Here is a 24,946-nt window from a genome sequence, read left to right as displayed (position 1 = left end):
GGCGGTCGTGGGCATCAGGACGGCCTCCGGCGTCCGCGCAGCAGGAAGATCAGGTACGGCCCGCCGATCGCGGCGGTCAGCACGCCCGCCGGGAGTTGGGTGGGGGCGAGCAGCCGGCGGCCGGCGAGGTCGGCGAGGACCAGCAGCAGCGCGCCGAGCAGGGCGGAGCAGAGCAGCGGGGGACGCTCGGCCCGAACCAGCCGGCGGGCCAGCTGGGGCGCGACCAGGGAGACGAAGTCGACGGCGCCGACCTGCGCGGTGACCATCGCGGCGGCGAGCACCCCGGTGCCGGCCAGGCCGATCCGGCGGGCGACCGGGCGGACGCCGATCCCGCGTGCGGTGTCGTCGTCCAGGGCGGTGCTGTTCAGCGCCCAGCCGGCCCAGAGCAGCACGGGCAGCAGCGTCAGCAGGGTTACCGCGATCCACGCCGCCTCGGTCCATCCCTTTCCGGCGAGGGTGCCGACCAGCCAGATCTGGGCGCGCATCCCGTCGATCGGGTCGACGGTCATCAGGACCACCTCGATCAGCGCCCGCAGCGCGAAGGCCACCGCGACCCCGGCGAGGACGAACCGCTGGGCGGCCAGCCCGTGCCGGGCCCCGAGGGCGAGCACCAGTGCCGCCGCGGCCAGCCCGCCGAGCAGCGCCGCCGGGGCGACCAGGACGGCGGCGGCCCCGCCGGTCAGGGCGATGGTGGCGGCCAGCCCGGCGCCCTGGGTGATGCCGATGACGTCCGGGCTGGCCAGCGGGTTGCGGGCCACGCTCTGGATCAGCGTGCCGGCGACGCCGAACGCCGCGCCGGCCACGGCCGCGAGCACGAGTCGGGGCAGCCGCAGGTCGAGCACCACCAGGTCGTACGGGGTGCCGGTGCCGGAGAGGGCACGCAGCACGTCGGGCGGGGCGACGTACGGGGTGCCGAGGGAGAGGCTGAGCACCCCGGCGGCGACGAGCAGCCCGGTCAGCGCGGCGGCGACCAGCACCGGCCGGCGGCGTACCGGCACCCGGAGCGGGCCGAGGCGCAACAGGGTCCGGCCGGGCGGGGCGGATCGGGGGCGGGCCCCGGTGGCGAGGGCGCTCATGCGGTCACCACCCGGGCGCGGCGAACGAGGAAGGCCAGCAGCGGGGCGCCGATCAGCGCGGTGACCACCCCGGCGGGCACCTCGCCGGGCGGGGCGACGAGCCGGCCGACGACGTCGGCGCCGAGCAGCAGGGCTGGCCCGAGCAGGGCGGCGACGGCGAGGGTCCACCGGTGGTCCGCGCCGACCAGGGCCCGGGCCAGGTGCGGAACGGCGAGCCCGACGAAGGCGATCGGCCCGGCCGCCGCCACGGCCGCCCCGGTGAGCAGCACCCCGGCCGCGCCGCCGCCGAGGCGGACCAGGCCGATGCGGTGGCCCAGTCCCCGGGCCACGTCGTCGCCGAGGGCGAGCGCGTCCAGGCCCCGGGCGACGAGGGCGGCCAGCACGAGCCCGGCGAGGACGAGCGGCAGCACCTGACCGGTGACACCGACGTCCCGGCCGGTCAGCCCACCGACCACCCAGAACCGGTACTCCTCGAAGGTGCGGGCGTCGATGCTGAGCAGCGCGTACACGACGGCGCCGAGACTGGCGTCGAGCGCGGCGCCGGTCAGCGCGAGGGTGACCGGCGAGGCGCCCTCGCGGGTCCGGTTGGCGACCGCGAACACGGCCAGGCCGGCCAGGAGCGCCCCGGCGACGCCGAACCAGACGTACCCGGCGAGGCTGCCGACGCCGAAGACGGCGATGGCCAGCACCACGCCGCACGACGCGCCGGCGCTGATGCCGAGGATGCGTGGCTCGGCCAGCGGGTTGCGGGTCAGCGCCTGGAACAGCACCCCGGCGACGGCGAGGGCGAGACCGACGACGATGCCCAGGGTGGTGCGCGGCATCCGCAGCTCGCGGACGATGGTGGTGGCGTCCCCGCCGTCGGGGGCGACCAGCGCGTGCCACACGTCATCGGGCGCGAGCGGCCGACTGCCGAGGGCGAAGCTGGCGAGCACGGCGAGCGCCAGCACCACCGCCGCACCCACGGTGACGGCCACCCGGCGGCCCGGCCCGCGGGTGGGCCGGTTGGCGGCCCGGATCGGCCGCGCGGCGACGGTGGTCACGAAGCTCCCTCAGCTTAGGCTCGCCTTACCGTAGCTGAGCTGCTCAGACCCGCCTAACCAACGGATGTCGATCCCGGATCGCGTGTGCCGTGCAGCATTCCCGCGCCCAGGGCGGCGGCCCCGAGGGCCGCCACGCCGGCCAGGCCGAGCCCGGAGGAACCCGCCGCGCGGATCCCCCCGTCGCCGGTCGGCGCCCCGCCGGAGGGCACCACGTCGTACGGCCGCATCATCTCGTTGTCCTCGTGCTCCAGCAGGTGGCAGTGCCAGGCGAACCGGCCCGGCAGGTCGAACCGGGCCTTGATCCGGGTCACCTCCCCGGGGAACACGGCCACCGTGTCCAGCCACCCGCGCTCGGCCGGGCCCGGCGGCTGCTGGCCGGTCGGCCCCCGCCCGACCAGCTCGAACTGCACCTGGTGCAGGTGGATCGGGTGGGCGGCCGGGGTGAAGTTGTGGAACTCCCAGACCTCCGTGCCGTACAGCCGCGGCGTCTCGGTGACCGGCGCGTTCCAGCGCAGCGGCACCGCCCGGCCGTCCCGGTCGACGGTGCCCAGCAGGGCGGCCACCGGGCCGGCGCCGGGCGACGTCGACATCGTCTCGTTCAGCGACAGCCGGCGGACCCGTTCGGCCGGGCCGAGCGGTCGCGACGACGGCAGGTCGAGCTGGTCCGGCGGGACGCTGCGGTCCGGGCCGGTCGCCTCGGTGACGACGAGCTTCAGCACCTGGCCGGTGGTGTCCGGGTCGGCCGGCTCGAAGTCCGCCTCCGGCCGGCCGGGCAGCCCGTCCGGGCCCTCGTTGACCAGGTACAGCTCGGTCCCCGCCGGCACGTCGGAGAAGTCGACCACCGCGTCGACCCGGGAGCCGCCGCCCAGCGGCAGCTTGCCCAGTCGCACCGGCGCCGGCAGGAAGCCGCCGTCGCTGCCGATCTGCCAGAACGGCACCGCCGGCCGGGCCGGCCGGACCGTGGGGTGCGCCGCCACCGACAGCAGGAGAAATCGCGAGTTGCAGCCGTTGAGCAGGCGGAACCGGTAGCGCCGGCGTTCCACCTCCAGCACCGGCCAGGTGCGGCCGTTGACCACGATGGTGTCGGCGAAGACCGCCGGGTGCCACATCGGCGGCACGTCCGTCTCCGGCGCGTACCGGCCGGGTCGGCCGTCGAACTCGGCCCGGCTGGCCGGGTAGTGCAGGGAGCCGTCGGCGGTGAAGCTGCGGTCCTGGATCACCAGCGGGATCTCGTGGTGGCCGCGGGCGGAACCGCCGGCCGGGCCGATCGGCTGGCCGGTCGCCGCGCCGGGGAGCACCCCGGGCGGCAGGTCGGCGTCGCCGCCGCGCAGCAGGTACAGGCCGATCGGGCCGGCGTACATGGTCAACCGGGTCAGGCCGAGGGCGTGGTCGTGGTACCAGAGGGCGGTGGCCCGCTGGTCGTTGGCGTACTCGACGGTCGCCGCGCCGGGCGACCACCGGGTCCCGCGGTAGTCGGCGTACCGGTCGCCGAACTCGCGGTACGAGCTGCCGTACCGCGCGTACCCGGACGGGAGGTCGCGGCAGCTCGGCAGGTACCAGGCCTCCGGGTGGCCGTCGCACTCCTGCCGGTTGTGCCCGCCGTGCAGGTGCACGACGATCGGCACCGGCCCCAGGTAGGGGCCCGGCGTGCGGCGGAAGTGGCCGGCGTGGTCCCGCCCCTCGTCGCCGCCGGCCGGGTTGGCCCAGTGCAGGGTCGGGTCCACCGGGAGCAGGTGCGGCAGGTGCCGGCCGCGCCGGTCGAGGAGTTGGTTGAGCCAGGTGACCCGGACGGGCCGGCCGGCCCGGGCCTCGATGGTGGGGCCCGGGTACCGGAAGCTGCCGGGGTGGGCCGCCGAGCCGAAGCCCCAGACGGTGGTGGGCGGCAGCGACCGGGGCAGGACCTGCTGGCGGAACTGCCGCACCGCGACCGCGTACTCGTCGGCGTCGGGGCCCCCGAGGTCCCGGGGCATGGTCCGGGGGACGGGGAGCGGGGTGACGTACTTCGGGATGCCGCGCGGGTCCAGCGGCGGTGCCGGACGCGACCCGGCGACGGCCCACCCGGCCGGCGTCAGCGCGGCCGCGCCACCCGCCGCCCCCGCGATGAGCAGACCTCTCCTGGAGACCATTCCCCGCACCTCCCCGCGTCGTCGTCCGAGACCGAGGCTAGATGGAAGAAATTTCGTTTGAAGTGGCAAAAGCCGTGATCTTCTCGGAAACCCCCGTTCGGGCGATGAGGGCACCATTCACCCACATACGCTGGTCGCATGGAATTCGACCAGCACACCGTCGTGCTCCTGTCCTGGCCCGAGGACGCGCCGGAGCTGCCCCGGGACGCGGCGGACCGGTTGCGCGACGCCCACCTGGCCCACCAGGCGGGGCTGGTGGAGCAGGGCCTCGTCCTGGCTGCCGGCCCCTTCCTCGACCCCGACGACGACCGGCTGCGCGGCTTCGCGGTGCTCGCGGTCGATCGGGCGGCAGCCCGCGAGCTGTACGGCAACGACCCGGCGGTCCGGGCCGGCCGGCTCGTCGTGCGGGTGATGAGCTGGCTGGTGCCGCAGGGCAACGTCCGGTTCGGCGGCGTGCCGATCCCCCGGTCGATGCTGGAGATGGCGGCGGGCGACTGAGCCGGCACCGGCACGGGCCACAGGGGCCCGCCGGGGTGGTCAGCCCGCGGTGCCCTCGCGGGGGGCCGGCACCCCGACGCCCGCGTCGATCTGGTGGTCGGCCCAGACGTACTCCGTCGGCAGCAGCTCGGCGACCGGCACGGCGCGCAGCGCGTCCGCCGGGCCGACGATGACCCGGATCGACGGGAAGTAGTCCAGCAGCACCTGCCGGCAGCGGCCGCACGGCGGGATGACGCCCCGCCCCCGGTCGCCCACCGCCACGATCGTCTCCAGCTCGCCCGCGCCCTGGGTGGCGGCGGCGCCGATCGCGACCACCTCGGCACACGGCCCACCGGTGAAGTGGTACACGTTCACCCCGGTGAAGACCCGGCCGTCGACGGTACGGGCGGCGGCGGCGACGGTGTGGTTGTCGCTGCGACAGCGCAGCTTGGCGACCGCCGTGGCGGCCTGCACCAGCGCCCGGTCGGTGTCTCGCATGGTCATTTCTCGGCGCCCCCGCGGTCGATGTCGGTCGGTGGTCAACTCTAGACGGCGGTAACCAGGGGGCGGTCCGCACTCGGGCTGCCTATCCTTGGCGACGACATGCAGAATCCAGCCGTACCCGCCGCGCCCGACACCGTCCGCGAGCTGCACCGCCGCCTGCCCGCCCTGATGTTCCGCGACCAGCGCCGGCTACAGCGGCGCCTCGACGGTGTCCGGCGGCTGCGCGACCCGCAGCGGCGCGAGGCCACCCTGGCCGAGATCATCGCCGACGTGGCCCGGGCCGAGCAGCGGCTCGCCGACCGCCGGGCGGCCGTGCCCGTGATCACCTACCCGGCCGGGCTGCCGGTCAGCGACCGCAGGGACGACATCGCCGCCGCGATCCGCGACCACCAGGTGGTGATCGTGGCCGGCGAGACCGGTTCCGGCAAGACCACCCAGCTGCCGAAGATCTGCCTGGAGCTGGGGCGTGGGGTGCACGGGCTGATCGGGCACACCCAGCCGCGCCGGCTGGCCGCCCGGACGGTGGCCGACCGGATCGCCGAGGAGCTGGGCACCGAGCTGGGCGACGTGGTCGGCTACAAGGTCCGCTTCGCCGACCAGGTCGGCGACCGCAGCCTGGTCAAGCTGATGACCGACGGCATCCTGCTGGCCGAGTTGCAGACCGACCGGATGCTGCGCCAGTACGACACGCTGATCATCGACGAGGCGCACGAGCGCTCCCTCAACATCGACTTCATCCTGGGGTACCTGCGGCAGCTCCTCCCCCGCCGCCCCGACCTCAAGGTGATCATCACCTCGGCGACCATCGAGACCGGGCGGTTCGCCCGGCACTTCGCCGCCCCGCCAGTCGAGGGGGAGGCGGAGGGCAGACCGGCGCCGGTGGTCGAGGTGTCCGGGCGGACGTACCCGGTGGAGCTGCGGTACCGGCCGCTGGTCGAGGTCACCGAGGCCGAGGCCGACGAGTCCGACGACGAGGAGAACGTCCGCGACCAGATCCAGGCGATCTGCGACGCGGTGGAGGAGCTGGCCGCCGAAGGGCCGGGCGACGTCCTGGTCTTCCTCTCCGGCGAGCGGGAGATCCGGGACACGGCCGACGCGCTGGCCAGGCTGGTGGAGAGGAAGCGGTCGCTGCTCGGCACCGAGATCCTGCCGCTGTACGCCCGGCTGTCCTCCGCCGAGCAGCACCGGGTGTTCGCCCCGCACGGCGGGCGCCGGGTGGTGCTGGCCACCAACGTCGCGGAGACCTCGCTGACCGTGCCCGGCATCAAGTACGTGGTGGACCCGGGCACCGCCCGGATCTCCCGGTACTCCAGCCGGCTGAAGGTGCAGCGGCTGCCGATCGAGCCGGTGTCCCAGGCGTCGGCCAACCAGCGCAAGGGCCGCTGCGGGCGCACCTCGGACGGCATCTGCATCCGCCTCTACGACGAGCCGGACTTCCTGTCCCGCCCGGAGTTCACCGACCCGGAGATCCTGCGCACCAACCTCGCCTCGGTCATCCTCCAGATGACCTCGATCGGGCTGGGCGACGTCGCGGCGTTCCCGTTCATCGACCCGCCGGACCGGCGCAACGTCGCCGACGGGGTGAACCTGCTGTACGAGCTGGGCGCGCTCGACCCGGCCGAGACCGACCCGGACAAGCGGCTCACCCCGCTGGGCCGGCGGCTGGCCCAACTGCCGGTCGACCCCCGGCTGGCCCGGATGGTCCTCGAAGGCGAGCGCAACGGCTGCGCCACCGAGGTGATGGTGATCGCCGCCGCGCTGTCCCTCCAGGATCCGCGCGAACGGCCGGCGGAGCGGCAGGCCCAGGCCGACCAGGCGCACGCCCGGTTCACCGACAGAGAATCCGACTTCGTCGCGCTGCTGAACCTGTGGCGGTACCTGCGGGAGCAGCAGCGGGAGCTGTCGTCGAGCGCCTTCCGCCGGATGTGCAAGGCGGAGTACCTCAACTACCTGCGGGTGCGCGAGTGGCAGGACATCGTCAGCCAGCTCCGCCAGGTGCTCCGTACCCCCGATCAGGGCGGTGGTGGGCGCGACGGGCGCGGCGCGAAGGAGGCCGGGGCGGACGGCGGCCGGCGCGGCCCGGCCGCGGACCTGCCGGAGGAGATCGACACCCCGAAGGTCCACCAGTCGCTGCTGGCCGGCCTGCTGTCCCACGTCGGGCTCAAGGATCCGCAGAAGCACGAGTACCTGGGCGCGCGGGGGGCGAAGTTCGCCCTGTTCCCCGGGTCGGCGCTGTTCAAGAAGCCGCCGCGCTGGGTGATGGCCGCCGAGCTGGTGGAGACCTCCCGGCTGTGGGGGCGGGTGGCCGGCCGGGTCGAGCCGGAGTGGGTCGAGCCCCTCGCGCAGCACCTGGTCAAGCGCAGCTACAGCGAGCCGCACTGGGAGAAGAAGCAGGCGGCGGTGCTGGCGTACGAGAAGGTCACCCTGTACGGCGTACCGCTGGTCACCGCCCGGAAGGTCAACTTCGGCCGGATCGACCCGGGGCTGTCCCGGGAGCTGTTCATCCGGCACGCCCTGGTCGAGGGCGACTGGCAGACCCACCACCAGTTCTGGCAGGACAACCAGCGGCTGCTGACCGAGATCGCGGAGCTGGAGAACCGGGCCCGACGGCGGGACATCCTGGTCGACGACGAGACGATCTTCCAGTTCTACGACGAGCGGATCCCGGCCGACGTGGTGTCCGGGCGGCACTTCGACGCCTGGTGGAAGCAGACCCGCCGGGAGCAGCCCGACCTGCTCATGTTCACCCGGGAGCTGCTGGTCAACGCCGGCCGGGGCGGGGTCGCCGAGGACGACTACCCGGACGAGTGGCAGACGGAAGGGGTCACTCTCCCGCTGACGTACACCTTCGATCCGGGCACCTCGACCGACGGGGTGACCGTGGACATCCCGCTGCCGCTGCTCAACCAGGTGCCGGTGGAGAGCTTCGACTGGCAGGTCCCCGGCCTGCGCGAGGAGATGGTGATCGCGCTGATCCGGTCGCTGCCCAAGCCGGTCCGGCGCAACTTCGTCCCGGTCCCCGACTACGCCCGGGCGGCGCTCGCCGCGATCACCCCGGGCGAGGAGCCGCTGCTGGACGCGCTGACCCGGCAGCTACGCCGGATGACCGGGGTGACCGTGCCCCGGGACGCCTGGGAGCCGGCGAAACTCCCCGCCCACCTGCGGGTCAGCTTCCGGGTGCTCGACGAGGAGAACAAGCCCGTCGCCGAGGGCAAGGACCTGCTGGCCCTGCAACGCCAGCTCCGCCAGGAGGTGCGCCAGGTGGTGGCCGCCGCCGCGCCGGAGGTGGCCCGCACCGGGCTGACGGAGTGGGGCGTCGGCACCCTGCCGCGCACCATCGAGCAGGTCCGCGCGGGGTACGCGGTGACCGCGTACCCGGCGCTGGTCGACGAGGGGTCGACGGTCGGGGTGAAGGTCTTCGACTCCGAGGCCGAGCAGGCCGCCGCGCACTGGGCCGGCACCCGGCGGCTGCTGCGGCTGACCGTGCCGTCCCCGGCGAAGTTCCTCCAGGGGCGGCTGTCCAACGAGGCGAAGCTGGCGCTGAGCCGCAACCCGCACGGCGGCGTGCAGCAGCTCATCTCCGACGCGGCCGGGGCGGCGATCGACAAGCTGATCGCCGAGGCCGGCGGCCCCGCGTGGGACGCCGAGGGCTTCGCCGCGCTGCGCGAGCGGGTCCGCGCCGACCTGGTGGACACCGTGGTCGAGGTGATGGGGCGGGTGCGGCAGGTGCTCGCCGCCGGGTACGCCGTCGAGCAGCGGCTCGGCAAGACCCAGAACCTGGCCGTGGTGGCCGCCCTGGCCGACATCCGGGTCCAGCTCTCCGGCCTGGTGCACGCCGGCTTCATCACCGAGAGCGGGTACACCCGCCTGCCCGACCTGCTGCGCTACCTGACCGCGATCGAACGTCGGCTGGACCGGCTGCCGGGCAACCCGCAGCGGGACCGCCAGCAGCAGGACCGGATCGCGGTGGTGCAGAAGGAGTACGCCGACCTGCTCGCCGCGCTGCCGCCGAGCCGGCGGCAGTCGGCGGCGGTGCGGCAGATCCGCTGGATGATCGAGGAGCTGCGGGTGAACGTGTTCGCCCAGGCGCTCGGCACCCCGTACCCGGTCTCCGAGCAGCGGATCTACCGGGCGATGGACGACGCCGAGGGCCGCTGAGCCGCCCGGGGCGGGTCGGGTCGGGCCGGCCCCGGGCGGCACGGCCGCCGTCGCCCGGCGGGCCGGACGGCGTGGTGGCGGTGGCGACAGCAGTGGCGGTGGCGGTGGCGGGTCAGTGCACCGGGGCGGGCACCGCCCGGCCGACCGGGAGCCCCCGCACGGAGTTGGTCAGGCCGGCGGGGCGGGCCTCCGGGTACGCGTGCACCCACCAGGCCCGGTTCTCCCGGTACCAGTGGAAGACCTCGGACAGCCCCTCGGCGAACCGGATCTGCGGCTCGAAGCCGAGTTCGTCCTGGATCTTGGTGTAGTCGAGCGAGTACCGCTGGTCCTGGACCTTGCGGTCGGCGACGTGCCGCACCCGGTCCCAGCCGGCCCCGGCGAGCAGCAGGATCTTCTCGGCCAGCGCCTTGTTGGTCAGCTCGACGTCGCCGCCGATGTTGTAGACCTCCCCGGCGCGGCCCTTGCCCAGCACCAGCGCGATGGCTCGGCAGTGGTCGTCGACGTGCAGCCACTCGCGGACCGCGCCGCCATCGCCGTGCAGGGTGATGTCCCCACCGGTGAGCAGGCTGGTGACGAAGCGCGGGATGACCTTCTCCACGTGCTGGTAGGGCCCGTAGTTGTTGGCGCACCGGGTGATCGACACGTCGACGTCGAAGGTGCGCCAGTACGACCGCACGACGTGGTCGCTGGCCGCCTTCGACGCCGCGTACGGCGAGTTGGGCTCCAGCACGCAGCGCTCCGTCCACGCGCCGTCGGTGATCGACCCGTACACCTCGTCGGTGGAGACGTGCACCACCCGGCCCACCCCGGCGCGTGCGCAGGCGGCCATCAGGCGGTGCGAGCCCATCACGTTCGTCTCGAAGAACGGGGCCGGGTCGTCGATGGAGCGGTCCACGTGCGACTCGGCGGCGAAGTGCACCACCGCGTCGTGCCCGGGGACCAGGTCGGCGAGCAGCGGCCGGTCGCAGATGTCGCCGCGGACGAAGGCCAGGCGGGGGTGGCTGGCGGGCAGGTTGTTCCGGTCGCTCGCGTAGGTCAGCTTGTCCAGGACCGTCACGTCGCAGTCCTCGAAGCCGACGTACCGCCCGTTGAGCAGGCTCCGGACGAAGTGTGAGCCGATGAAGCCGGCACCGCCGGTAACCAGGATCCTCATGTGGTGGCCTCCCTGCCACGCGAACCCGCGCGTCGACTTCGTCTTCGACAGGCCGACGGGGCGTCGTGCCTGTGCAAGGCTTCACCATAGGGGACCAACAGGACCAACGCGGCTGATACAACGCCCTTAAGGACTATTTAACTCAAGCGCGGCGCAAAGGGGCGGCACGCCCGCACTGTTCCCCCGACCGGGGTCCCTCACCGCGGCTCCACCCCGGGCGGGAGGCCGTCCGACTCGGTCGCCGTGTGCACGTAGTCCATCAGGATGCGGCGCAGCTCGCGCCCGGCGTGGGTGGGCACGACGTCGCGGCGGCGGGCCACGGCGATGGTCCGGCGTACCCCCGGCGGGGCCAGCCGGGTGACCCGGATGGCGGGGCGGCGGGCCACCACGATGCCGGGCACCAGCGCCACCCCGAGCCCGGCCTCGACGAAGCTGAGCACGGCGTCCATCTCGCCGCCGTCGACGGAGAGGGTGGGCTCGAAGCCGGCCTCCCGGCACGCCTGGAGGGTGGCGTCGCGCAGGTCGTAGCCTTCGCGGAACATGACCAGCGGCTGGCCGCGCAGGTCGGTGACGCGCAGGTCGCCGGCCGCCGAGGTGCCGGGGACCTCGTCCAGCGAGGCCACCACCAGGCTCTCCCGCAGGATCTCCTCGGTGTGCAGCCCTGGATCTGCGCCGTGGGCGGGCATGATGATCAACGCCAGGTCGAGGTCGCCGCGGAGCAGGTCCCGGACCAGGTCCTGCGAGCCGCCCTCCTCCACCCGCAGGTCGACGGCGGGGTGGGCGTCGCGGAACCGGCGCAGCACCGGCGGGGCGAGCGCGGTGGCCAGGCTCGGGGTGGCGCCGAGGCGGACCCGGCCGCGCCGCAGCCCGACCAGTTCCTGGACCTCGCGGGTGGCGGTCTCGACGTCGGCGAGGATGCGCTTGGCCAGCGGGAGCAGCACCTCGCCGGCGGCGGTGAGGGCGATGTTGCCCCGCACCCGCTCGAACAGCGGCGCCCCGAGGCCGGTCTCCAGGGCGTGAATTTGCTTACTCAACGAGGGCTGGGTTATGCCGACGACATCGGCGGCCTGGGTGAAATGTCGCACTTCTGCGACTGCGACGAAGTAGCGGAGCTGATGGAGCTGCATCTCCATAGCCTACGGCTATCAAGACTGCGAGTTCGATGCATTGGACGACTGGTCGAAGTGCTCCTAGCGTCGGTCGAGTGGTAATCACGAAATCTCGGTCGCCCATCCGCTCGAACGTCGGCCTGAAGGCCGTCATGGCGGTGACGGGCATCCTCCTTGTGCTGTTCCTGATCGCCCACATGCTCGGCAACCTGAAGATCTTCACCGGCGAGACCGCGTTCGACCACTACGGGCACTGGCTGCGCGACCTCGGCACGCCGCTGCTCCCGTCGACCTGGTTCCTGTGGATCCAGCGCACGGCGCTGCTGGTGGCCGTGCTGGGCCACATCGCCGCCGCCACGGTGCTCGCGGCGCGCGCCCGCGCCGCCCGCCCGGTGAAGTACGCCCACCGCAAGGCGGTCCGGGGCAGCTACGCGGCCCGCACCATGCGCTGGGGTGGGGTGATCATCCTGCTCTTCGTGATCTACCACATCCTGGACCTGACCACCGGTCACCTGAACCCCAAGGGCGATCCCAGCAACCCGTACGGCAACGTGGTCGCCGACTTCGCGCCGGAGCGCTGGTACGTCACGCTCTTCTACACCCTGGCGATCGTGGCGCTCGGCTTCCACCTGCGCCACGGCGTGTTCAGCGCGTTCCGCAGCCTCGGCCAGCAGACCCCGAGGGGCGAGCGCCGGGCGCGCGCCGCCGCACTGGTCTTCGCCGTCGCGCTCTGCGCCGGCTACCTGGCGGTCCCGTTCGCCGTACTCACCGGATTGGTGGCCTGACCATGGATCTGTTCACCGAGGGCGACCCGATCGCCGACACGAAGGCTCCCGGCGGCCCGGTCGAGGCCCGCTGGGACACCCGCCGCTTCGAGGCCAAGCTGGTCAACCCGGCCAACCGCCGGAAGATGACGGTGATCGTGGTGGGCACCGGCCTGGCCGGCGGGTCGGCCGCCGCCACGCTGGCCGAGCAGGGCTACCGGGTCAGGTCGTACTGCTACCAGGACAGCCCGCGCCGGGCCCACTCGATCGCCGCGCAGGGCGGCATCAACGCCGCCAAGAACTACCGCAACGACGGCGACTCGGTGCACCGGCTGTTCTACGACACCGTCAAGGGCGGCGACTTCCGCTCCCGGGAGTCGAACGTGCACCGGCTGGCCGAGATGTCGGTCAACATCATCGACCAGTGCGTCGCCCAGGGCGTGCCGTTCGCCCGCGAGTACGGCGGCCTGCTCGACACCCGCTCGTTCGGCGGCGCGCAGGTGCAGCGCACCTTCTACGCCCGGGGCCAGACCGGCCAGCAGCTGCTGCTCGGGGCGTACCAGGCGCTGGAGCGGCAGATCGGCCTGGGCAACGTCGAGATGAACGCCCGGCACGAGATGCTGGAGCTCGTCGTCGTCGACGGCCGGGCCCGGGGCATCGTGGTCCGGGACCTGGTCACCGGCGAGATCAGCACCGAGATGGCCGACGCGGTGGTGCTCGCCTCCGGCGGGTACGGCAACGTCTTCTACCTCTCCACCAACGCCAAGGGCTGCAACGTCACCGCGACGTGGCGGGCGCACCGCAAGGGCGCGTACTTCGCCAACCCCTGCTACACCCAGATCCACCCGACCTGCATCCCCGTCTCCGGCGACCACCAGTCGAAGCTGACGCTGATGAGCGAGTCGCTGCGCAACGACGGCCGGGTGTGGGTGCCGAAGGCCGAGGACGACGACCGCGCGCCCCGGGACGTCCCCGAGGACGAGCGGGACTACTACCTGGAGCGGATCTACCCCGCCTTCGGCAACCTGGTGCCCCGGGACATCGCCTCCCGCGCCGCGAAGAACGTCTGCGACTCCGGCCGGGGCGTCGGGCCGACCAAGCTCGGCGTCTACCTCGACTTCGCCGACGCGATCGACCGGCTCGGCCGCAAGGCCATCGAGGCCAAGTACGGCAACCTCTTCGAGATGTACGAGCGGATCACCGGCGAGGACCCGTACCAGGTCCCGATGCGGATCTACCCCGCCGTGCACTACACGATGGGCGGCCTCTGGGTCGACTACGACCTCCAGTCGACCATCCCCGGGCTGTTCGTGATCGGCGAGGCGAACTTCTCCGACCACGGCGCGAACCGGCTCGGCGCCTCGGCGCTGATGCAGGGCCTGGCCGACGGCTACTTCGTGCTGCCCAGCACCATCGCCAACTACCTGGCGTCCGGGCCGCTGGAGAAGGTCGACGCCAGCCACCCGGCGGCGGTCGAGGCCCGCGCCGACGTGGAGGACCGGATCCGGCGGCTGCTGGCGGTCGACGGCGACCGGACGGTCGACTCGTTCCACCGCGAGCTGGGCCAGATCATGTGGGAGCACTGCGGGATGGAGCGCGGCGAGGCCGGGCTGCGCAAGGCGATCGACGAGATCCGGGCGCTGCGCGAGCAGTTCTGGCAGCGGGTCCGGGTGCCGGGCGACGGCGAGGGGCTCAACCAGTCGCTGGAGAAGGCCGGCCGGGTGGCCGACTTCTTCGAGCTGGCCGAGCTGATGTGCGTCGACGCCCTGCACCGCGAGGAGTCCTGCGGCGGACACTTCCGGGCCGAGCACCAGACCCCGGACGGCGAGGCGCAGCGCGACGACGACCGGTTCGCCTACGTGGCGGCCTGGGAGTACACCGGCACCGGTGAGCCGGCCGTGCTGCACAAGGAAGACCTGAAGTTCGAATACGTGCACCCGACGCAGCGGAGCTACAAGTGAACCTGACCCTGCGCATCTGGCGCCAGCCCGGCCCCGAGGACAAGGGTCGGATGGTGACCTACCAGGTCGACGACGTCTCCCCCGACATGTCGTTCCTGGAGATGCTCGACGTGCTCAACGAGCGGCTGACCCTCTCCGGGGAGGAGCCGGTGGCGTTCGACCACGACTGCCGCGAGGGCATCTGCGGCATGTGTGGCCTGATGATCAACGGCGACGCGCACGGGCCGCAGCGCGGCACCACCGCGTGCCAGCTGCACATGCGGCAGTTCTCCGACGGCGACACGATCGACATCGAGCCGTGGCGGGCCCGCGCCTTCCCGGTCATCAAGGACCTGGTGGTCAACCGGGGCGCCTTCGACAAGATCATCGCCGCCGGCGGGTACATCACGGTGCCGACCGGCAGCGCCCCCGAGGCGCACGCCACGCCGGTGGCCAAGGCCAACGCGGACGCCGCCTTCGAGTCCGCCGCCTGCATCGGCTGCGGGGCCTGCGTGGCGGCCTGCCCGAACGGCTCCGGCATGCTCTTCACCGCCGCCAAGCTCACCCAGCTCTCGCTGCTGCCGCAGGGCCAGCCCGAGCGGTACACCCGGGTGATCGGGATGGTGGACGCGCACGACGAGGCCGGCTTCGGCGGCTGCACCAACGCCGGCGAGTGCACGGCGGTCTGCCCGAAGGGCATCCCGCTGAACACCATCGGCCGGCTCAACCGCGACTACCTCACGGCGACCGCCAAGGGCGGCGGCACCCCGGGCTCCTGACCCGGCCGCACCCCCGCCGACCGACCGCCGCGCCCCACCGAGGGCCGGCGGTCGGCCCGTCTCCGGGCAGAGGCCGGGCGGATGACGACGACCCGTCGGCCGTCGGGCCTCCCCCTCCCCCGCGTGGTCCCGGTGCGCGCACTTACACGGAATGCGGGGCCATGGCGCGCGGCCGATGCCACACATTCCGTGAAAGTGCGCGCAGGGGAGGTGGGGGTGGGGTGGGGGCGGCTCAGATCAGCACGCTCCAGGTCACCGGGCCGACGAGACCGTCGGCGACGAGACCGTTGCGGCTCTGGAAGCTACGTACCGCGGTGGTGGTGACCGAACCGAAACCGCCGTCCACGAGGAGGCTTGCGCCCCGGGCATTGAGCGCGGTCTGGAGGCCGCGGACCAGGTCGCCGGACTTGCCCTCCTCCAGGGGCAGGATCAGTGCCGTCCAGGTGACCGGGCCAACCAGGCCGTCGGCGTAGAGGCCTCGGCCGCTCTGGAACGACCTGACCGCCGAGGCACAGGCCGGTCCGAAGACGCCGTCCACGACGACGGAGATTCCGCGCGCCCGCACCAGGTACTGGATCACGGTGGGCACCCATCCCGAGGCGCCCTGGCTGACGCTCGGGTAGCCGGTGCTGCCGACGGGGGCCGTCGAGCCGAGGGTGATGCCGCGGTTGGCCAGGAAGATCCGGGGATCCGTCGAGGTCAGCCGGGGCCGGTGGATCTCGAAGTGCAGGTGTGGGCCGGTCGAGTTGCCGGTGGTGCCCATCAGACCGACCAGCTGTCCGCAGCTGACCTGCTGGCCGACGCTGACCAGCACCCGGTGGAGGTGGCCGTAGTAGGAGAAGTAACTGTCGGCGTGGTTGAGGTGGACGCTGTTGCCACTGCGGCCGGGAAGGGGGCCGCTCGACGTGTCGCCCGGGTACGAGTTGGTCCTGATGTCCCGGACCGTTCCGGCGGCCGTCGCGTAGACCGGGGTGCCCTGGCTGTTCGCGACATCCCAGCCCGTGTGGGTGGGGCGGCTGGCGGTCTTGTATCCGGAGGTCAGGCTGCCCCGCGTCGGGTTGCTCCAGCCGGCGACCGCCGCCATCGCCGGGCTGGGCACGCCGACGACCCCGACCCCGATCCCGACGCCCAGCGCCGTGAAAAGGGTGCGGCGCCGAGCCGGCGCGTCGAATAGGCGGCCCGTTTCCGGATCGTCGCTCATTGTTGTCTCCCGATGCTCGCTCGCGTGTGGTGGCCGGTGGACGACCGGGTGGCGGCCGGTAGCGATCGTAGATCTTCCATATCGACAGATCAATATCCAGTGCCGCCTGGCGCAGGCGTACGAGATGTTCCGGAAGAAGGAGGACGGCTGCGTCAAGGTCGTGCTCGCGCCGTGGCCCGCACAACGCCCGATGACCGGTTTCGGGGGGCCACCGGAATCGATCTTCTCCCCTAGGGTGGCGGTGGAACGGATGATCACGACCATCAACGGGGGAAACGCATGACGATCAGAGTGAACCGCAGGGCTGCGCTGGGGCTCGGCACGGTGGCGACCGCCGGAACGGTGCTCGGCGCCGGCACGCCGGCCTCCGCCGCCGCCATGCGCCCCCGGGCGGCGGCCAACGCGGTCGAGGCCGCGAGCTGGGTGGCTGCCAGGTACGCCCAGCAGTCCACCCTGGCCGGCGGCAACTGGCAGGCGTACGTGACCGTCGCCAACTCGTCCGCCGCCCCGCTGGTGGCCGTCGCCGACGAGGCTGACACCCAGATCGAGGCGTACAGCGTGAACAAGATCGCGGTGGCCACGGCGGTGCTGGACAAGGTCGACCGAGGGCTGCTCACGCTCGCCCAGCAGGTCGACGTGACGGCGTCGATCGTGGTGCCCGGCGGGGACGGGATCTTCAGCCTGGACGGCGCGTACCCGAGCAGCGTCACCCTGGGGCACGCGCTGGCGAACCTGCTCACCGTCTCCGACGACACCGCCGTCCGGCTCTGCGGCCTGGTCTGCCCGGCGGCCGAGCTGAACCAGATCCTGGTGGCTAAGGGCTTCCCGAACACGCAGGTGCAGCCGGTGGCCAACCCGAACCGGTTCTTCCTCGGCACCAGCACCCCCCGGGAGTCGCACGACCTGCTGCGGGCGCTGGTCGCCGGCACGCTGCTGTCGGCGTCCTCGACGGCGTTCCTGCTCGGGCTGCTGCGCTCCCCCGTCGCGTTCAATGACGGCATCCGGCGGGAGATGTCCTCCGCGCAGCGGGCCCGGATCGCCACCAAGGCGGGCTGGTTCGGCGACGCCCGGCACGAGGCCGGGGTGATCTTCGACTCCGCCGGCGCGGCGGTGCTGACGTACGCCCTGTTCGCCGACGGGCAGGCCGACGCGGGCAACTTCGGCGCGACCCACCCGGCGGTGCAGGCCCGGGCCCGGATGGGGCGCAGCTTCCTGGCCACCATCGACGGGCTGACCGGCGCCGGGGCCATCTACCGGCCGACCGTGCGGCGGCCGAGCAACGGCGGCTGACCAGACCCCCGAGCACCCGCGCGGCCGAGCCGACCGGCACCCGGCGCGCGGGTGCGGCGGCGGACTACCGTGTACTGGCGGGACACCGGCGGAGGGGGCGCACGACGATGGGGGAACCAGCGGAACGGGCCGTTGCGCGGGCACTCGGGCGGCGGCTGCGCGGCGCGGCCGGGCTGGCCGCGCTCGCCGGCCTGGCCTGGGTGGCGCGGGACGTGCCGGCGGCGCTGGGCGGGCGGCTGACCGGGGCGCGCGCCGCGCGGGCGGCCCGCTCGCCACAGTTCCGCGACGGCACCTTCCACAACCGGCCGAGCACCCGCACGATGCCCGGCGCGTCCGACCGCAACCTGGTCCGCGAGCTGATCTTCGGCAAGCAGAAGCGGCGGCCGGCCGCCGCCGTCCCGCTGCGGCGGCCGGCCGCCGCGCCCGCCGCGACCGAGCGCGAGCTCAACGTCGTCTGGTACGGCCACGCGTCGGCGCTGATCGAGATCGAGGGGCACCGGGTGCTGATCGACCCGGTGTGGAGCGACCGTTGCTCGCCGTCGGCGCTGGTCGGGCCGCGACGGCTGCACGAGCCCCCGGTCGGCCTCGACGAGCTGCCCGCCGTGGACGCGATCCTGATCTCCCACGACCACTACGACCACCTCGACATGGCCACCGTGCGGGCGCTGCTGGCCGGGCAGTCGGCGCCGTTCCTGGTGCCGCTGGGCGTCGGCGCCCACCTGGACCGCTGGGGCGTGCCGGAGGACCGGATCGTCGAGCTGGACTGGTCGGAGAGCCACCGGGTGGGGCCGCTGACGATCACCGCCACCGCCGCCCAGCACTTCTCCGGCCGGGGGCTGCGCCGCGACGGCACGCTGTGGAGCTCGTGGGTGGTGGCCGGCGCGCACCGCCGGCTCTTCTACACCGGCGACTCCGGCTACTTCGACGGGTACGCCGAGATCGGCGCGGAGCACGGCCCGTTCGACGTCACGCTGATGCAGATCGGCGCGTACGACCGGGCGTGGCCGGGCATCCACATGTTCCCGGAGGAGGCCGTGGCCGCCCACCTCGACCTGCGCGGCGGGCTGCTCGTCCCGGTGCACTGGGCGACGTTCAACCTGGCCCTGCACGACTGGTCGGAGCCGGTGGACCGGATCTGGGCCGAGGCGAAGGCCCGCGACGTACGGCTGGCCGTGCCCCGCCCCGGCGAACGGGTGGTGGTCGACGACCCGCCCGCCGTCGACGGCTGGTGGCAGTCGGTCGCCTGAACACCCGCACCGCCCCGTCAACGCCGCCCGCGCCGCCCCGTCAACGCCGTCCGCGCCGGTCAGTCGACGCCGTACGTGCCGTCGTCACAGCACGAAGGCGTCCGTCCACAGGGCTCCGGAGCGGCCGGAAAGGACGTCCAGCATCGCCACCGCCTGGCCGTCGGTGAGCTGCGCGACGAAGTCGATGATCGCCCGCCCCCGGGCCCGGCCGACCCGGTCCGGGGTGCGCGGGTGCAGCTCCGCCTCGGCCAGCTCGACCAGGTCGTGCAGCCGGCGCGGCAGCCGGGACTCCTCCTCCGGGTCGAGCAGCCACTCCCACAGCGCCTCGACGAGGGTGCCCAGCAGCCGGGCCTGGCCGCGCTGGTGCAGGGCGAGATCCGGCCTCGCCAGCACGAACCGGTGGTGGACGAACTTGAGCACCTGCACCTCGTGCCACTGCGCCGGGGCGAGCAGCACGTGCCCGGAGCGCACCGACGGGGCCTCGGTCACGGTGATGGCGTCGACGAACCGGGTGGTCCACCGGGCGGAGAACCGCGCCACGTACTGCTCCGCCTCGATCGAGCCGTCGAACGGCATGGCCAGCAGCCCCTCGACCAGCTCCTCGCGGACGTGCTCCACGGCGGCGGCGAACGCCGCGTCGTCGGCGATCCAGCCGTCCTTGCGGTGCAGTTGCCGGCGCAGCCGCTCGATCGCCGCGCCGGGCCTCCGGGCCGCCCCGGCCAGGGCCGGCTCGGTGACCGCCCGGAAGTGCCCGTTCTCCCGCTGCCAGGCCGTCAGCTCGGCGGCCACGGCCCCCTGCTGGAGCACCCCGACCCGGTAGAAGTCCTCCACGTCGTGGATGGCGTACGCGATGTCGTCGGCGGTATCCATCACCGACGCCTCCACGGTCTGCTGCCAGTCGGCGATCCGCCCGGCGAACGGCTCCCGGGCCTGCCGCAGGTCGACCAGCTCCGTGCGGTACGCGCCGAACTTGGCGGAGCCGCTGTCCTGGTCGTCGGGCGGTGCGGCGGCGCCCCGGGGCGGCGGGTCGAGGTGCCGGGGGTGCGGGTCCGGGTGATCCAGCCGGGTCCACGGGTATTTCAGCAGGGCCGCCCGGACCGCCGCGGTCAGGTCGAGGCCGGTGGTCGCCGCGCCCCGGATCTCGGTGCTGGTGACGATCCGGTACGACTGCGCGTTGCCCTCGAACCCGTCGGCCAGGCCGAGCCGGTGCCGGGCCAGCCGGTCGAGCACCCGCTCCCCGAGGTGCCCGAACGGCGGGTGGCCGAGGTCGTGGGCGAGCGCGGCGGCCTCCACCACGTCCGGGTCGCAGCCGCCCAGCTTCTCCAGCAGGCCCCGCCAGCGGTCGTCGGCGGCGAGCCGCTCGGCGATCGCCCGGGCCACCTGGGCCACCTTGAGGCTGTGGGTGAGCCGGTTGTGCACCAGCAGCCCGGAGCCGCCGGGGCTGATCACCTGGGTGACCCCGCCCAGCCGGGTGAAGAAGGGCGAGGCCACGATCCGGTCCCGGTCGGCCCGGAACGGGCTGCCGGCGAGGTCGCCGAGGGCCCGGGCGCTGCCGCCGAAGAGCCGGCGTGCCCGCGGATCAGCGGGAGGTTCCATGATCGCCACGCTAGCGCAGCCGGCGGCCCGGGTCATCCCGGTGACGCGGTGACCAGCGCGGTGGCGGGCCGACCGGCGGGTGCGGCGCGTCCCGTCGGGGGCTGCCGGCACAATGCAGGGCGGAACCCACCCAGAAGGCGGATCAGATCGTGACCCAGTCTGTGCACCAGCGGATCGCCGACGAGCTCGGCGTCGCCGAACGACAGGTACGGGCGGCCGTGGAGCTGCTCGACGGCGGCTCCACCGTGCCGTTCATCGCCCGCTACCGCAAGGAGGCCACCGGCCTGCTCGACGACGCCCAGCTGCGCACCCTGGAGGAGCGGCTGCGCTACCTGCGTGAGCTGGACGAGCGCCGCGCCGCGGTGCTGGAGTCCATCCGCGGCCAGGGCAAGCTCGACGAGGCCCTGGAAGCGCAGATCATGGCGGCCGACTCGAAGTCCCGGCTGGAGGACATCTACCTGCCGTACAAGCCGAAGCGGCGGACCCGGGCGCAGATCGCCCGCGAGGCCGGGCTGGAGCCCCTGGCCGAGGCGCTGCTGGCCGACCCGGGGCAGGACCCTCGGGAGCGGGCCGCCGGGTTCGTCGACGCCGAGCGGGGGGTGGCCGACGCCGCCGCCGCGCTGGAGGGCGCGCGGGCCATCCTCATCGAGCGCTTCGCCGAGGACGCCGACCTGATCGGCACGCTGCGCGAGCAGATGTGGTCGCGGGGGCGGCTGGTCTCCCGGGTACGCGACGGCCAGGAGTCGGCCGGGGCGAAGTTCTCCGACTATTTCGACTTCGCCGAGCCGTACCCGAAGCTGCCCTCGCACCGGATCCTGGCGATGCTCCGGGGCGAGAAGGAGGGCGTGCTCGACCTGACGATGGCCCCGGAGGCCGAGGGCGACTCCGACGCCGCGCCGACCGGCCCGAGCCGGTACGAGGCGGCGATCGCCGGCCGGTTCGGGGTCACCGACCACGGCCGGCCCGCCGACCGGTGGCTGGCCGACACGGTGCGCTGGGCCTGGCGTACCCGGATCCTCATCCACCTCGGCGCCGACCTGCGGATGCGGCTGTGGCAGGCGGCCGAGGAGGAGGCCGTGCGGGTCTTCGCCATCAACCTGCGCGACCTGCTGCTCGCCGCCCCCGCCGGCACCCGGCCGACCATGGGCCTGGACCCGGGCCTGCGCACCGGGGTCAAGGTCGCGGTGGTCGACGCCACCGGCAAGGTGGTGGCCACCGACACGATCTACCCGCACGAGCCGCGCCGGCAGTGGGACGCCTCGATCGACACCCTGGCCCGGCTGGCCGGGGCGCACGGCGTCGAGCTGATCGCCATCGGCAACGGCACCGCCAGCCGGGAGACCGACAAGCTCGCCGGTGACCTGATCAAGCGGCACCCGGAGCTGACGCTGACCAAGGTGGTGGTCTCCGAGGCCGGCGCGTCGGTCTACTCCGCCTCCGCGTACGCCTCGCAGGAGCTGCCCGAACTGGACGTCTCGCTGCGCGGCGCGGTCTCCATCGCCCGCCGGCTCCAGGACCCGCTCGCCGAGCTGGTCAAGATCGACCCGCGCTCGATCGGCGTCGGGCAGTACCAGCACGACCTGTCCGAGGTGAAGCTCTCCCGGTCGCTGGACGCCGTGGTCGAGGACTGCGTGAACGCCGTCGGCGTGGACGTGAACACCGCTTCCGCGCCGCTGCTGACCCGGGTCTCCGGCATCGGCGCGGGGCTGGCGGAGAACATCGTGCTGCACCGGGACGCCAACGGCCCGTTCCGCTCCCGGGTGGCGCTGAAGAAGGTGGCCCGGCTCGGCCCCAAGGCGTTCGAGCAGTGCGCCGGCTTCCTGCGCATCCCCGGCGGCGACGACCCGCTGGACTCCTCCAGCGTGCACCCGGAGGCGTACCCGGTGGTGCGGCGGATCCTCACCAGCACGGGCCAGGACCTGCGCTCGCTGATCGGGCAGAGCGGCATCCTGCGCGGCCTGCGGGCCACCGACTTCGTCGACGACAAGTTCGGCCTGCCCACCGTCACCGACATCCTGGCCGAGCTGGAAAAGCCCGGGCGGGACCCCCGGCCGGAGTTCCGGACCGCGACGTTCGTCGAGGGCGTGGAGAAGATCGGCGACCTGACCCCCGGCATGGTGTTGGAGGGTGTGGTCACCAACGTGGCGGCGTTCGGCGCGTTCGTCGACGTCGGCGTGCACCAGGACGGCCTGGTGCACGTGTCGGCGATGTCCCGGACCTTCGTCAAGGACCCGCGCGACGTGGTGAAGTCGGGCGACGTGGTCCGGGTCAAGGTGCTCGACGTCGACATGCCGCGCAAGCGGATCTCGCTGACGCTGCGGCTGGAGGACGAGGCCGAGGCGGGCCGGCGCGGCCCGGACGACGGGCAACGCGAGCGCGGCGGCGGTCGAGGCGAGCCATCCGGCGGGGGTCGGGGTGGGCCGTCCGGCGGGGGTCGGGGTGGGCCGTCCGGCGGCGGCCGTGGCGAGCAGTCCGGCGGTCGGGGCGAGCCATCCGGGGGTGTCCGGGGGAAGCAGTCCGGCGGCGGCCGGGGCGAGGGCTCCGGGGGCGGGCGGGACGGCCAGGGGCGGGGCGGTCCCCGTGGGGACGGCCAGGGGCGCGGCGGCTCGCAGCAGCGGCCGGGGCGGGGCGGCGGGACTCCCCCGCCCGCCGACGGGCCGATGGCCGACGCGCTGCGCCGGGCCGGCCTGGCCTGACCGGCCGCAGCGGGTCCGTCCCGGCGCTCCGGCCCGCGCGGGCGGCGGGCGCGGCGCGTACCGTCGCCGGCATGGGTGGTGGCGACGACGACGTCCGGTGGCGGGAGCAGCAGCGGCGGGCGGTACGCGCGCACGCCGAGGCGGACGAGCGGCGGCGGGCGGCCGAACGCGCCGAGGCCGCGGAGATCGTGGCCTGGTTCACGGCCGAGGCGACCCGGCTCGGGCTGCGGCCCACCCGGCTGGCCGCCGTGCCGTACGCGGGCCAGGGTCGGTACCGCACCCGGCTCACCGGTTGGTACGTCGACCGGGCCCGCTCCCGCGCGGTGGACACCGCCGGGCGGTGGTACCTGCTGACCGTCCCGGCGGGCCTGCGGGCCCGGCTCCTCGGCGCCGACCCGCAGCCCGTCCCCGCGCCCCTGATCGTCGGCGAGGGTGGCCGGGACGGCGAGTCGGTCCCGCTGCGTGACCTGCTCACCCGGCGGCTGGCGGCCGGCGACGACTGGTGACCGGCCCGGGGCGACCTGGGCCGGAGCCGCCGGCCGGGATCGGACCCCGGGCCGGCGGGACTGCCCGGGGGCCCGGTGTCCGGGCGGGACCGCCCGGCGGCGATCCGGCCGGTGGGGTCCCGTCAGCCGCCGGCCGACCGGGACCGGGCTGTGCGGCGCCGGACCTGCCGGGCCACGTGCCACCACCAGGTCTGCTGCACGCCGAGGGTGGCCAGCCCGGCGAGCACGATCGCGCACAGGTTGATCACCAGTTGCAGCGCCGAGCCGGCGGCCTCGTGCCACACCCCGTACGCGGCTGCGACGGAGACGTTCGCGGCTGCCGGCACGGTGGTGACCGAGATCAGGACACCCACCAGGGAGCCGGACTTCTTCGAGGTCAGCGAAAGCATCCCGGCGATCCCGGCGAGCAGGCCGACGACCCAGGACAGCGCGTCCGGCCGCCAGATGAAGTCGGTCAGCGGCCGGTCGGCGAGCAGCATGTCCCGGTCGACCAGGCCGGCCAGGGTCAGCACCCAGGTGCTGAGCACGGTGGCGAGCATGGCGGCCAGGAAGCCCACCACCAGGGCCTGCACGGAGCGGCCGACGACGGCCGGCCGGCGGCGCAGCAGGGCCACGCAGAGGGCGGCCAGCGGGCCGAACTCCGGCCCGACCACCATCGCGCCGACGATCAGGATGGGCTGGTCGAGCAGCACCCCGATCCCGGCGATCATGGTGGCCACCACGATGAGCACCAGGTAGGTGGCGGACAGCTCGGTCTGCTCGCCGGTCTTCGCGGCCACCTCGTCCCAGACCACCGCGTCCGCCCCGCTGCCAGGGGCCTCCGCGGCGGCCCGGTCGGCGGCGCGGGACACCGTCAGCTCCACGTCGTCGGCGGCGATCCCGCCGCGCGCCTCGACGCCCAGCTCCTGCAACCCGTGCAGCACGTTGTCGGCCCGCTCGCGGACCACGTCGCAGAGGATGAGGTCACCCTCCGGCTGCCGGGCCGCCCCGGGGAGCACCGCCAGGTGGGTGACGCCGGGATCGGCGGCGAGCAGGTCGATCACCGCCGGCGACTGGTCCAGCGGGGCGATCACCCTGAGGTGCAGCACGGCCCGTCCCCTCACGCCTAGCCCGGTACCGCCCGGCGCGGCCGGCAGCACTCTACCGCCCGCCGGCCCGCCCCGTTCCGACCCGCGCGACCACGCCCGATACGTGAAAGCGACGGTCCCCGGTCCGCCGTTTGGTAGAACGGTTCTGACCGATGTGACGTGGTCCAGGCGAGAGACGGAGAAAACGTGGATT

General features: G+C 74.0%; 18 protein-coding genes. 9 read left to right on the top strand and 9 right to left on the bottom strand.

Features of this window, described 5'->3' with window-relative positions; translation table 11 throughout:
- Window positions 1-14 precede the first annotated feature (14 nt).
- From OG617_RS24570 to OG617_RS24560, 3 genes are read right to left on the bottom strand one after another with little or no spacing between them, the layout of a single operon-like run.
- Window positions 15-1,076: a FecCD family ABC transporter permease gene (locus OG617_RS24570; RefSeq protein ID WP_405095334.1), complete on the bottom strand. Its 1,062-nt coding sequence runs from the start codon at window positions 1,074-1,076 to the stop codon at window positions 15-17.
- Window positions 1,073-2,119 (bottom strand): FecCD family ABC transporter permease, encoded by a 1,047-nt coding sequence (locus OG617_RS24565; RefSeq protein WP_405095333.1) that lies wholly within the window; start codon window positions 2,117-2,119, stop codon window positions 1,073-1,075. Before OG617_RS24565 ends, OG617_RS24570 begins: the two co-directional genes overlap by 4 nt.
- Window positions 2,120-2,172: 53 nt before the next feature.
- On the bottom strand, window positions 2,173-4,245 hold the full coding sequence (locus OG617_RS24560) for a multicopper oxidase family protein (RefSeq protein ID WP_405095332.1): 2,073 nt from the start codon (window positions 4,243-4,245) through the stop codon (window positions 2,173-2,175).
- A 138-nt stretch (window positions 4,246-4,383) separates the two neighbouring features.
- On the opposite strand from OG617_RS24560, the gene OG617_RS24555 reads away from it, so the two are divergent.
- Window positions 4,384-4,743 (top strand): YciI family protein, encoded by a 360-nt coding sequence (locus OG617_RS24555; protein ID WP_405095331.1) that lies wholly within the window; start codon window positions 4,384-4,386, stop codon window positions 4,741-4,743.
- A gap of 39 nt (window positions 4,744-4,782) precedes the next feature.
- Here the strand turns inward: OG617_RS24555 and OG617_RS24550 are convergent, their stop codons facing one another.
- Entirely contained in the window at window positions 4,783-5,220 is a 438-nt protein-coding gene (locus OG617_RS24550) for a cytidine deaminase family protein (protein ID WP_405095330.1), read from the bottom strand.
- A 105-nt stretch (window positions 5,221-5,325) separates the two neighbouring features.
- Between OG617_RS24550 and hrpA the strand changes: the two genes are divergently transcribed.
- Window positions 5,326-9,384, top strand: coding sequence for an ATP-dependent RNA helicase HrpA (hrpA, locus tag OG617_RS24545; protein ID WP_405095329.1), 4,059 nt, complete (start codon window positions 5,326-5,328; stop codon window positions 9,382-9,384).
- A 112-nt stretch (window positions 9,385-9,496) separates the two neighbouring features.
- Here hrpA and rfbB read toward each other — a convergent pair whose 3' ends face one another.
- Window positions 9,497-10,537 (bottom strand): dTDP-glucose 4,6-dehydratase, encoded by a 1,041-nt coding sequence (gene rfbB, locus OG617_RS24540; RefSeq protein ID WP_405095328.1) that lies wholly within the window; start codon window positions 10,535-10,537, stop codon window positions 9,497-9,499.
- A 197-nt stretch (window positions 10,538-10,734) separates the two neighbouring features.
- Window positions 10,735-11,670: a LysR family transcriptional regulator gene (locus OG617_RS24535; protein WP_405095327.1), complete on the bottom strand. Its 936-nt coding sequence runs from the start codon at window positions 11,668-11,670 to the stop codon at window positions 10,735-10,737.
- Between the two features lie 77 nt (window positions 11,671-11,747).
- On the opposite strand from OG617_RS24535, the gene OG617_RS24530 reads away from it, so the two are divergent.
- From OG617_RS24530 to OG617_RS24520, 3 genes are read left to right on the top strand one after another with little or no spacing between them, the layout of a single operon-like run.
- The gene (locus OG617_RS24530; RefSeq protein WP_405103936.1) at window positions 11,748-12,431 is read left to right on the top strand and encodes a succinate dehydrogenase cytochrome b subunit; all 684 of its coding nucleotides are present in this window, start codon (window positions 11,748-11,750) and stop codon (window positions 12,429-12,431) included.
- A 2-nt stretch (window positions 12,432-12,433) separates the two neighbouring features.
- A complete protein-coding gene (locus tag OG617_RS24525) occupies window positions 12,434-14,371 on the top strand; it encodes a fumarate reductase/succinate dehydrogenase flavoprotein subunit (RefSeq protein WP_405095326.1) in 1,938 nt (645 codons plus the stop codon).
- The gene (locus OG617_RS24520; protein ID WP_396680990.1) at window positions 14,368-15,129 is read left to right on the top strand and encodes a succinate dehydrogenase/fumarate reductase iron-sulfur subunit; all 762 of its coding nucleotides are present in this window, start codon (window positions 14,368-14,370) and stop codon (window positions 15,127-15,129) included. Before OG617_RS24525 ends, OG617_RS24520 begins: the two co-directional genes overlap by 4 nt.
- Before the next feature lie 232 nt (window positions 15,130-15,361).
- Here OG617_RS24520 and OG617_RS24515 read toward each other — a convergent pair whose 3' ends face one another.
- On the bottom strand, window positions 15,362-16,330 hold the full coding sequence (locus OG617_RS24515) for a peptidoglycan DD-metalloendopeptidase family protein (RefSeq protein WP_405095325.1): 969 nt from the start codon (window positions 16,328-16,330) through the stop codon (window positions 15,362-15,364).
- 279 nt (window positions 16,331-16,609) lie between these two features.
- On the opposite strand from OG617_RS24515, the gene OG617_RS24510 reads away from it, so the two are divergent.
- Complete coding sequence (locus OG617_RS24510) at window positions 16,610-17,620, top strand: serine hydrolase (protein WP_405095324.1); 1,011 nt, start codon at window positions 16,610-16,612, stop codon at window positions 17,618-17,620.
- Window positions 17,621-17,727: 107 nt separating this feature from the next.
- Window positions 17,728-18,867 carry an MBL fold metallo-hydrolase gene (locus tag OG617_RS24505; RefSeq protein ID WP_405095323.1) on the top strand — a complete coding sequence of 380 codons (1,140 nt, stop codon included), beginning with the start codon at window positions 17,728-17,730 and terminating at the stop codon, window positions 18,865-18,867.
- An 84-nt stretch (window positions 18,868-18,951) separates the two neighbouring features.
- On the opposite strand, the gene OG617_RS24500 is transcribed toward OG617_RS24505, so the two are convergent.
- The gene (locus tag OG617_RS24500) at window positions 18,952-20,463 is read right to left on the bottom strand and encodes a deoxyguanosinetriphosphate triphosphohydrolase family protein (RefSeq protein ID WP_405095322.1); all 1,512 of its coding nucleotides are present in this window, start codon (window positions 20,461-20,463) and stop codon (window positions 18,952-18,954) included.
- Window positions 20,464-20,612: 149 nt separating this feature from the next.
- Between OG617_RS24500 and OG617_RS24495 the strand changes: the two genes are divergently transcribed.
- Both OG617_RS24495 and OG617_RS24490 read left to right on the top strand, forming a co-directional pair.
- Window positions 20,613-23,159, top strand: a complete 2,547-nt coding sequence (locus OG617_RS24495; protein ID WP_405095321.1) for a Tex family protein — start codon at window positions 20,613-20,615, stop codon at window positions 23,157-23,159.
- Between the two features lie 71 nt (window positions 23,160-23,230).
- A complete protein-coding gene (locus OG617_RS24490; protein WP_405095320.1) occupies window positions 23,231-23,665 on the top strand; it encodes a hypothetical protein in 435 nt (144 codons plus the stop codon).
- Between the two features lie 122 nt (window positions 23,666-23,787).
- On the opposite strand, the gene OG617_RS24485 is transcribed toward OG617_RS24490, so the two are convergent.
- A complete protein-coding gene (locus OG617_RS24485) occupies window positions 23,788-24,768 on the bottom strand; it encodes a DUF389 domain-containing protein (protein WP_405095319.1) in 981 nt (326 codons plus the stop codon).
- Window positions 24,769-24,946 lie beyond the last annotated feature (178 nt).

The sequence above is a fragment of the Micromonospora sp. NBC_01412 genome (genome assembly GCF_045040215.1).
GTDB classification, from domain to species: Bacteria; Actinomycetota; Actinomycetes; order Mycobacteriales; family Micromonosporaceae; genus Micromonospora; species Micromonospora rubida.
The sequence above is the reverse complement of the archived record's forward strand: the minus strand, read 5'-3'. Positions and strand labels throughout refer to the sequence as shown.

What these genes read in the sequence shown, in the direction of transcription:
- OG617_RS24570 (WP_405095334.1), bottom strand. Translation starts at nt 1,076, where the DNA reads ATGAGCGCCCTCGCCACCGGGGCCCGCCCCCGATCCGCCCCGCCCGGC.
- OG617_RS24560 (WP_405095332.1), bottom strand. Translation starts at nt 4,245, where the DNA reads ATGGTCTCCAGGAGAGGTCTGCTCATCGCGGGGGCGGCGGGTGGCGCG.
- OG617_RS24555 (WP_405095331.1), top strand. Translation starts at nt 4,384, where the DNA reads ATGGAATTCGACCAGCACACCGTCGTGCTCCTGTCCTGGCCCGAGGAC.
- OG617_RS24550 (WP_405095330.1), bottom strand. Translation starts at nt 5,220, where the DNA reads ATGCGAGACACCGACCGGGCGCTGGTGCAGGCCGCCACGGCGGTCGCC.
- hrpA (WP_405095329.1), top strand. Translation starts at nt 5,326, where the DNA reads ATGCAGAATCCAGCCGTACCCGCCGCGCCCGACACCGTCCGCGAGCTG.
- rfbB (WP_405095328.1), bottom strand. Translation starts at nt 10,537, where the DNA reads ATGAGGATCCTGGTTACCGGCGGTGCCGGCTTCATCGGCTCACACTTC.
- OG617_RS24535 (WP_405095327.1), bottom strand. Translation starts at nt 11,670, where the DNA reads ATGGAGATGCAGCTCCATCAGCTCCGCTACTTCGTCGCAGTCGCAGAA.
- OG617_RS24525 (WP_405095326.1), top strand. Translation starts at nt 12,434, where the DNA reads ATGGATCTGTTCACCGAGGGCGACCCGATCGCCGACACGAAGGCTCCC.
- OG617_RS24515 (WP_405095325.1), bottom strand. Translation starts at nt 16,330, where the DNA reads ATGAGCGACGATCCGGAAACGGGCCGCCTATTCGACGCGCCGGCTCGG.
- OG617_RS24510 (WP_405095324.1), top strand. Translation starts at nt 16,610, where the DNA reads ATGACGATCAGAGTGAACCGCAGGGCTGCGCTGGGGCTCGGCACGGTG.
- OG617_RS24505 (WP_405095323.1), top strand. Translation starts at nt 17,728, where the DNA reads ATGGGGGAACCAGCGGAACGGGCCGTTGCGCGGGCACTCGGGCGGCGG.
- OG617_RS24500 (WP_405095322.1), bottom strand. Translation starts at nt 20,463, where the DNA reads ATGGAACCTCCCGCTGATCCGCGGGCACGCCGGCTCTTCGGCGGCAGC.
- OG617_RS24490 (WP_405095320.1), top strand. Translation starts at nt 23,231, where the DNA reads ATGGGTGGTGGCGACGACGACGTCCGGTGGCGGGAGCAGCAGCGGCGG.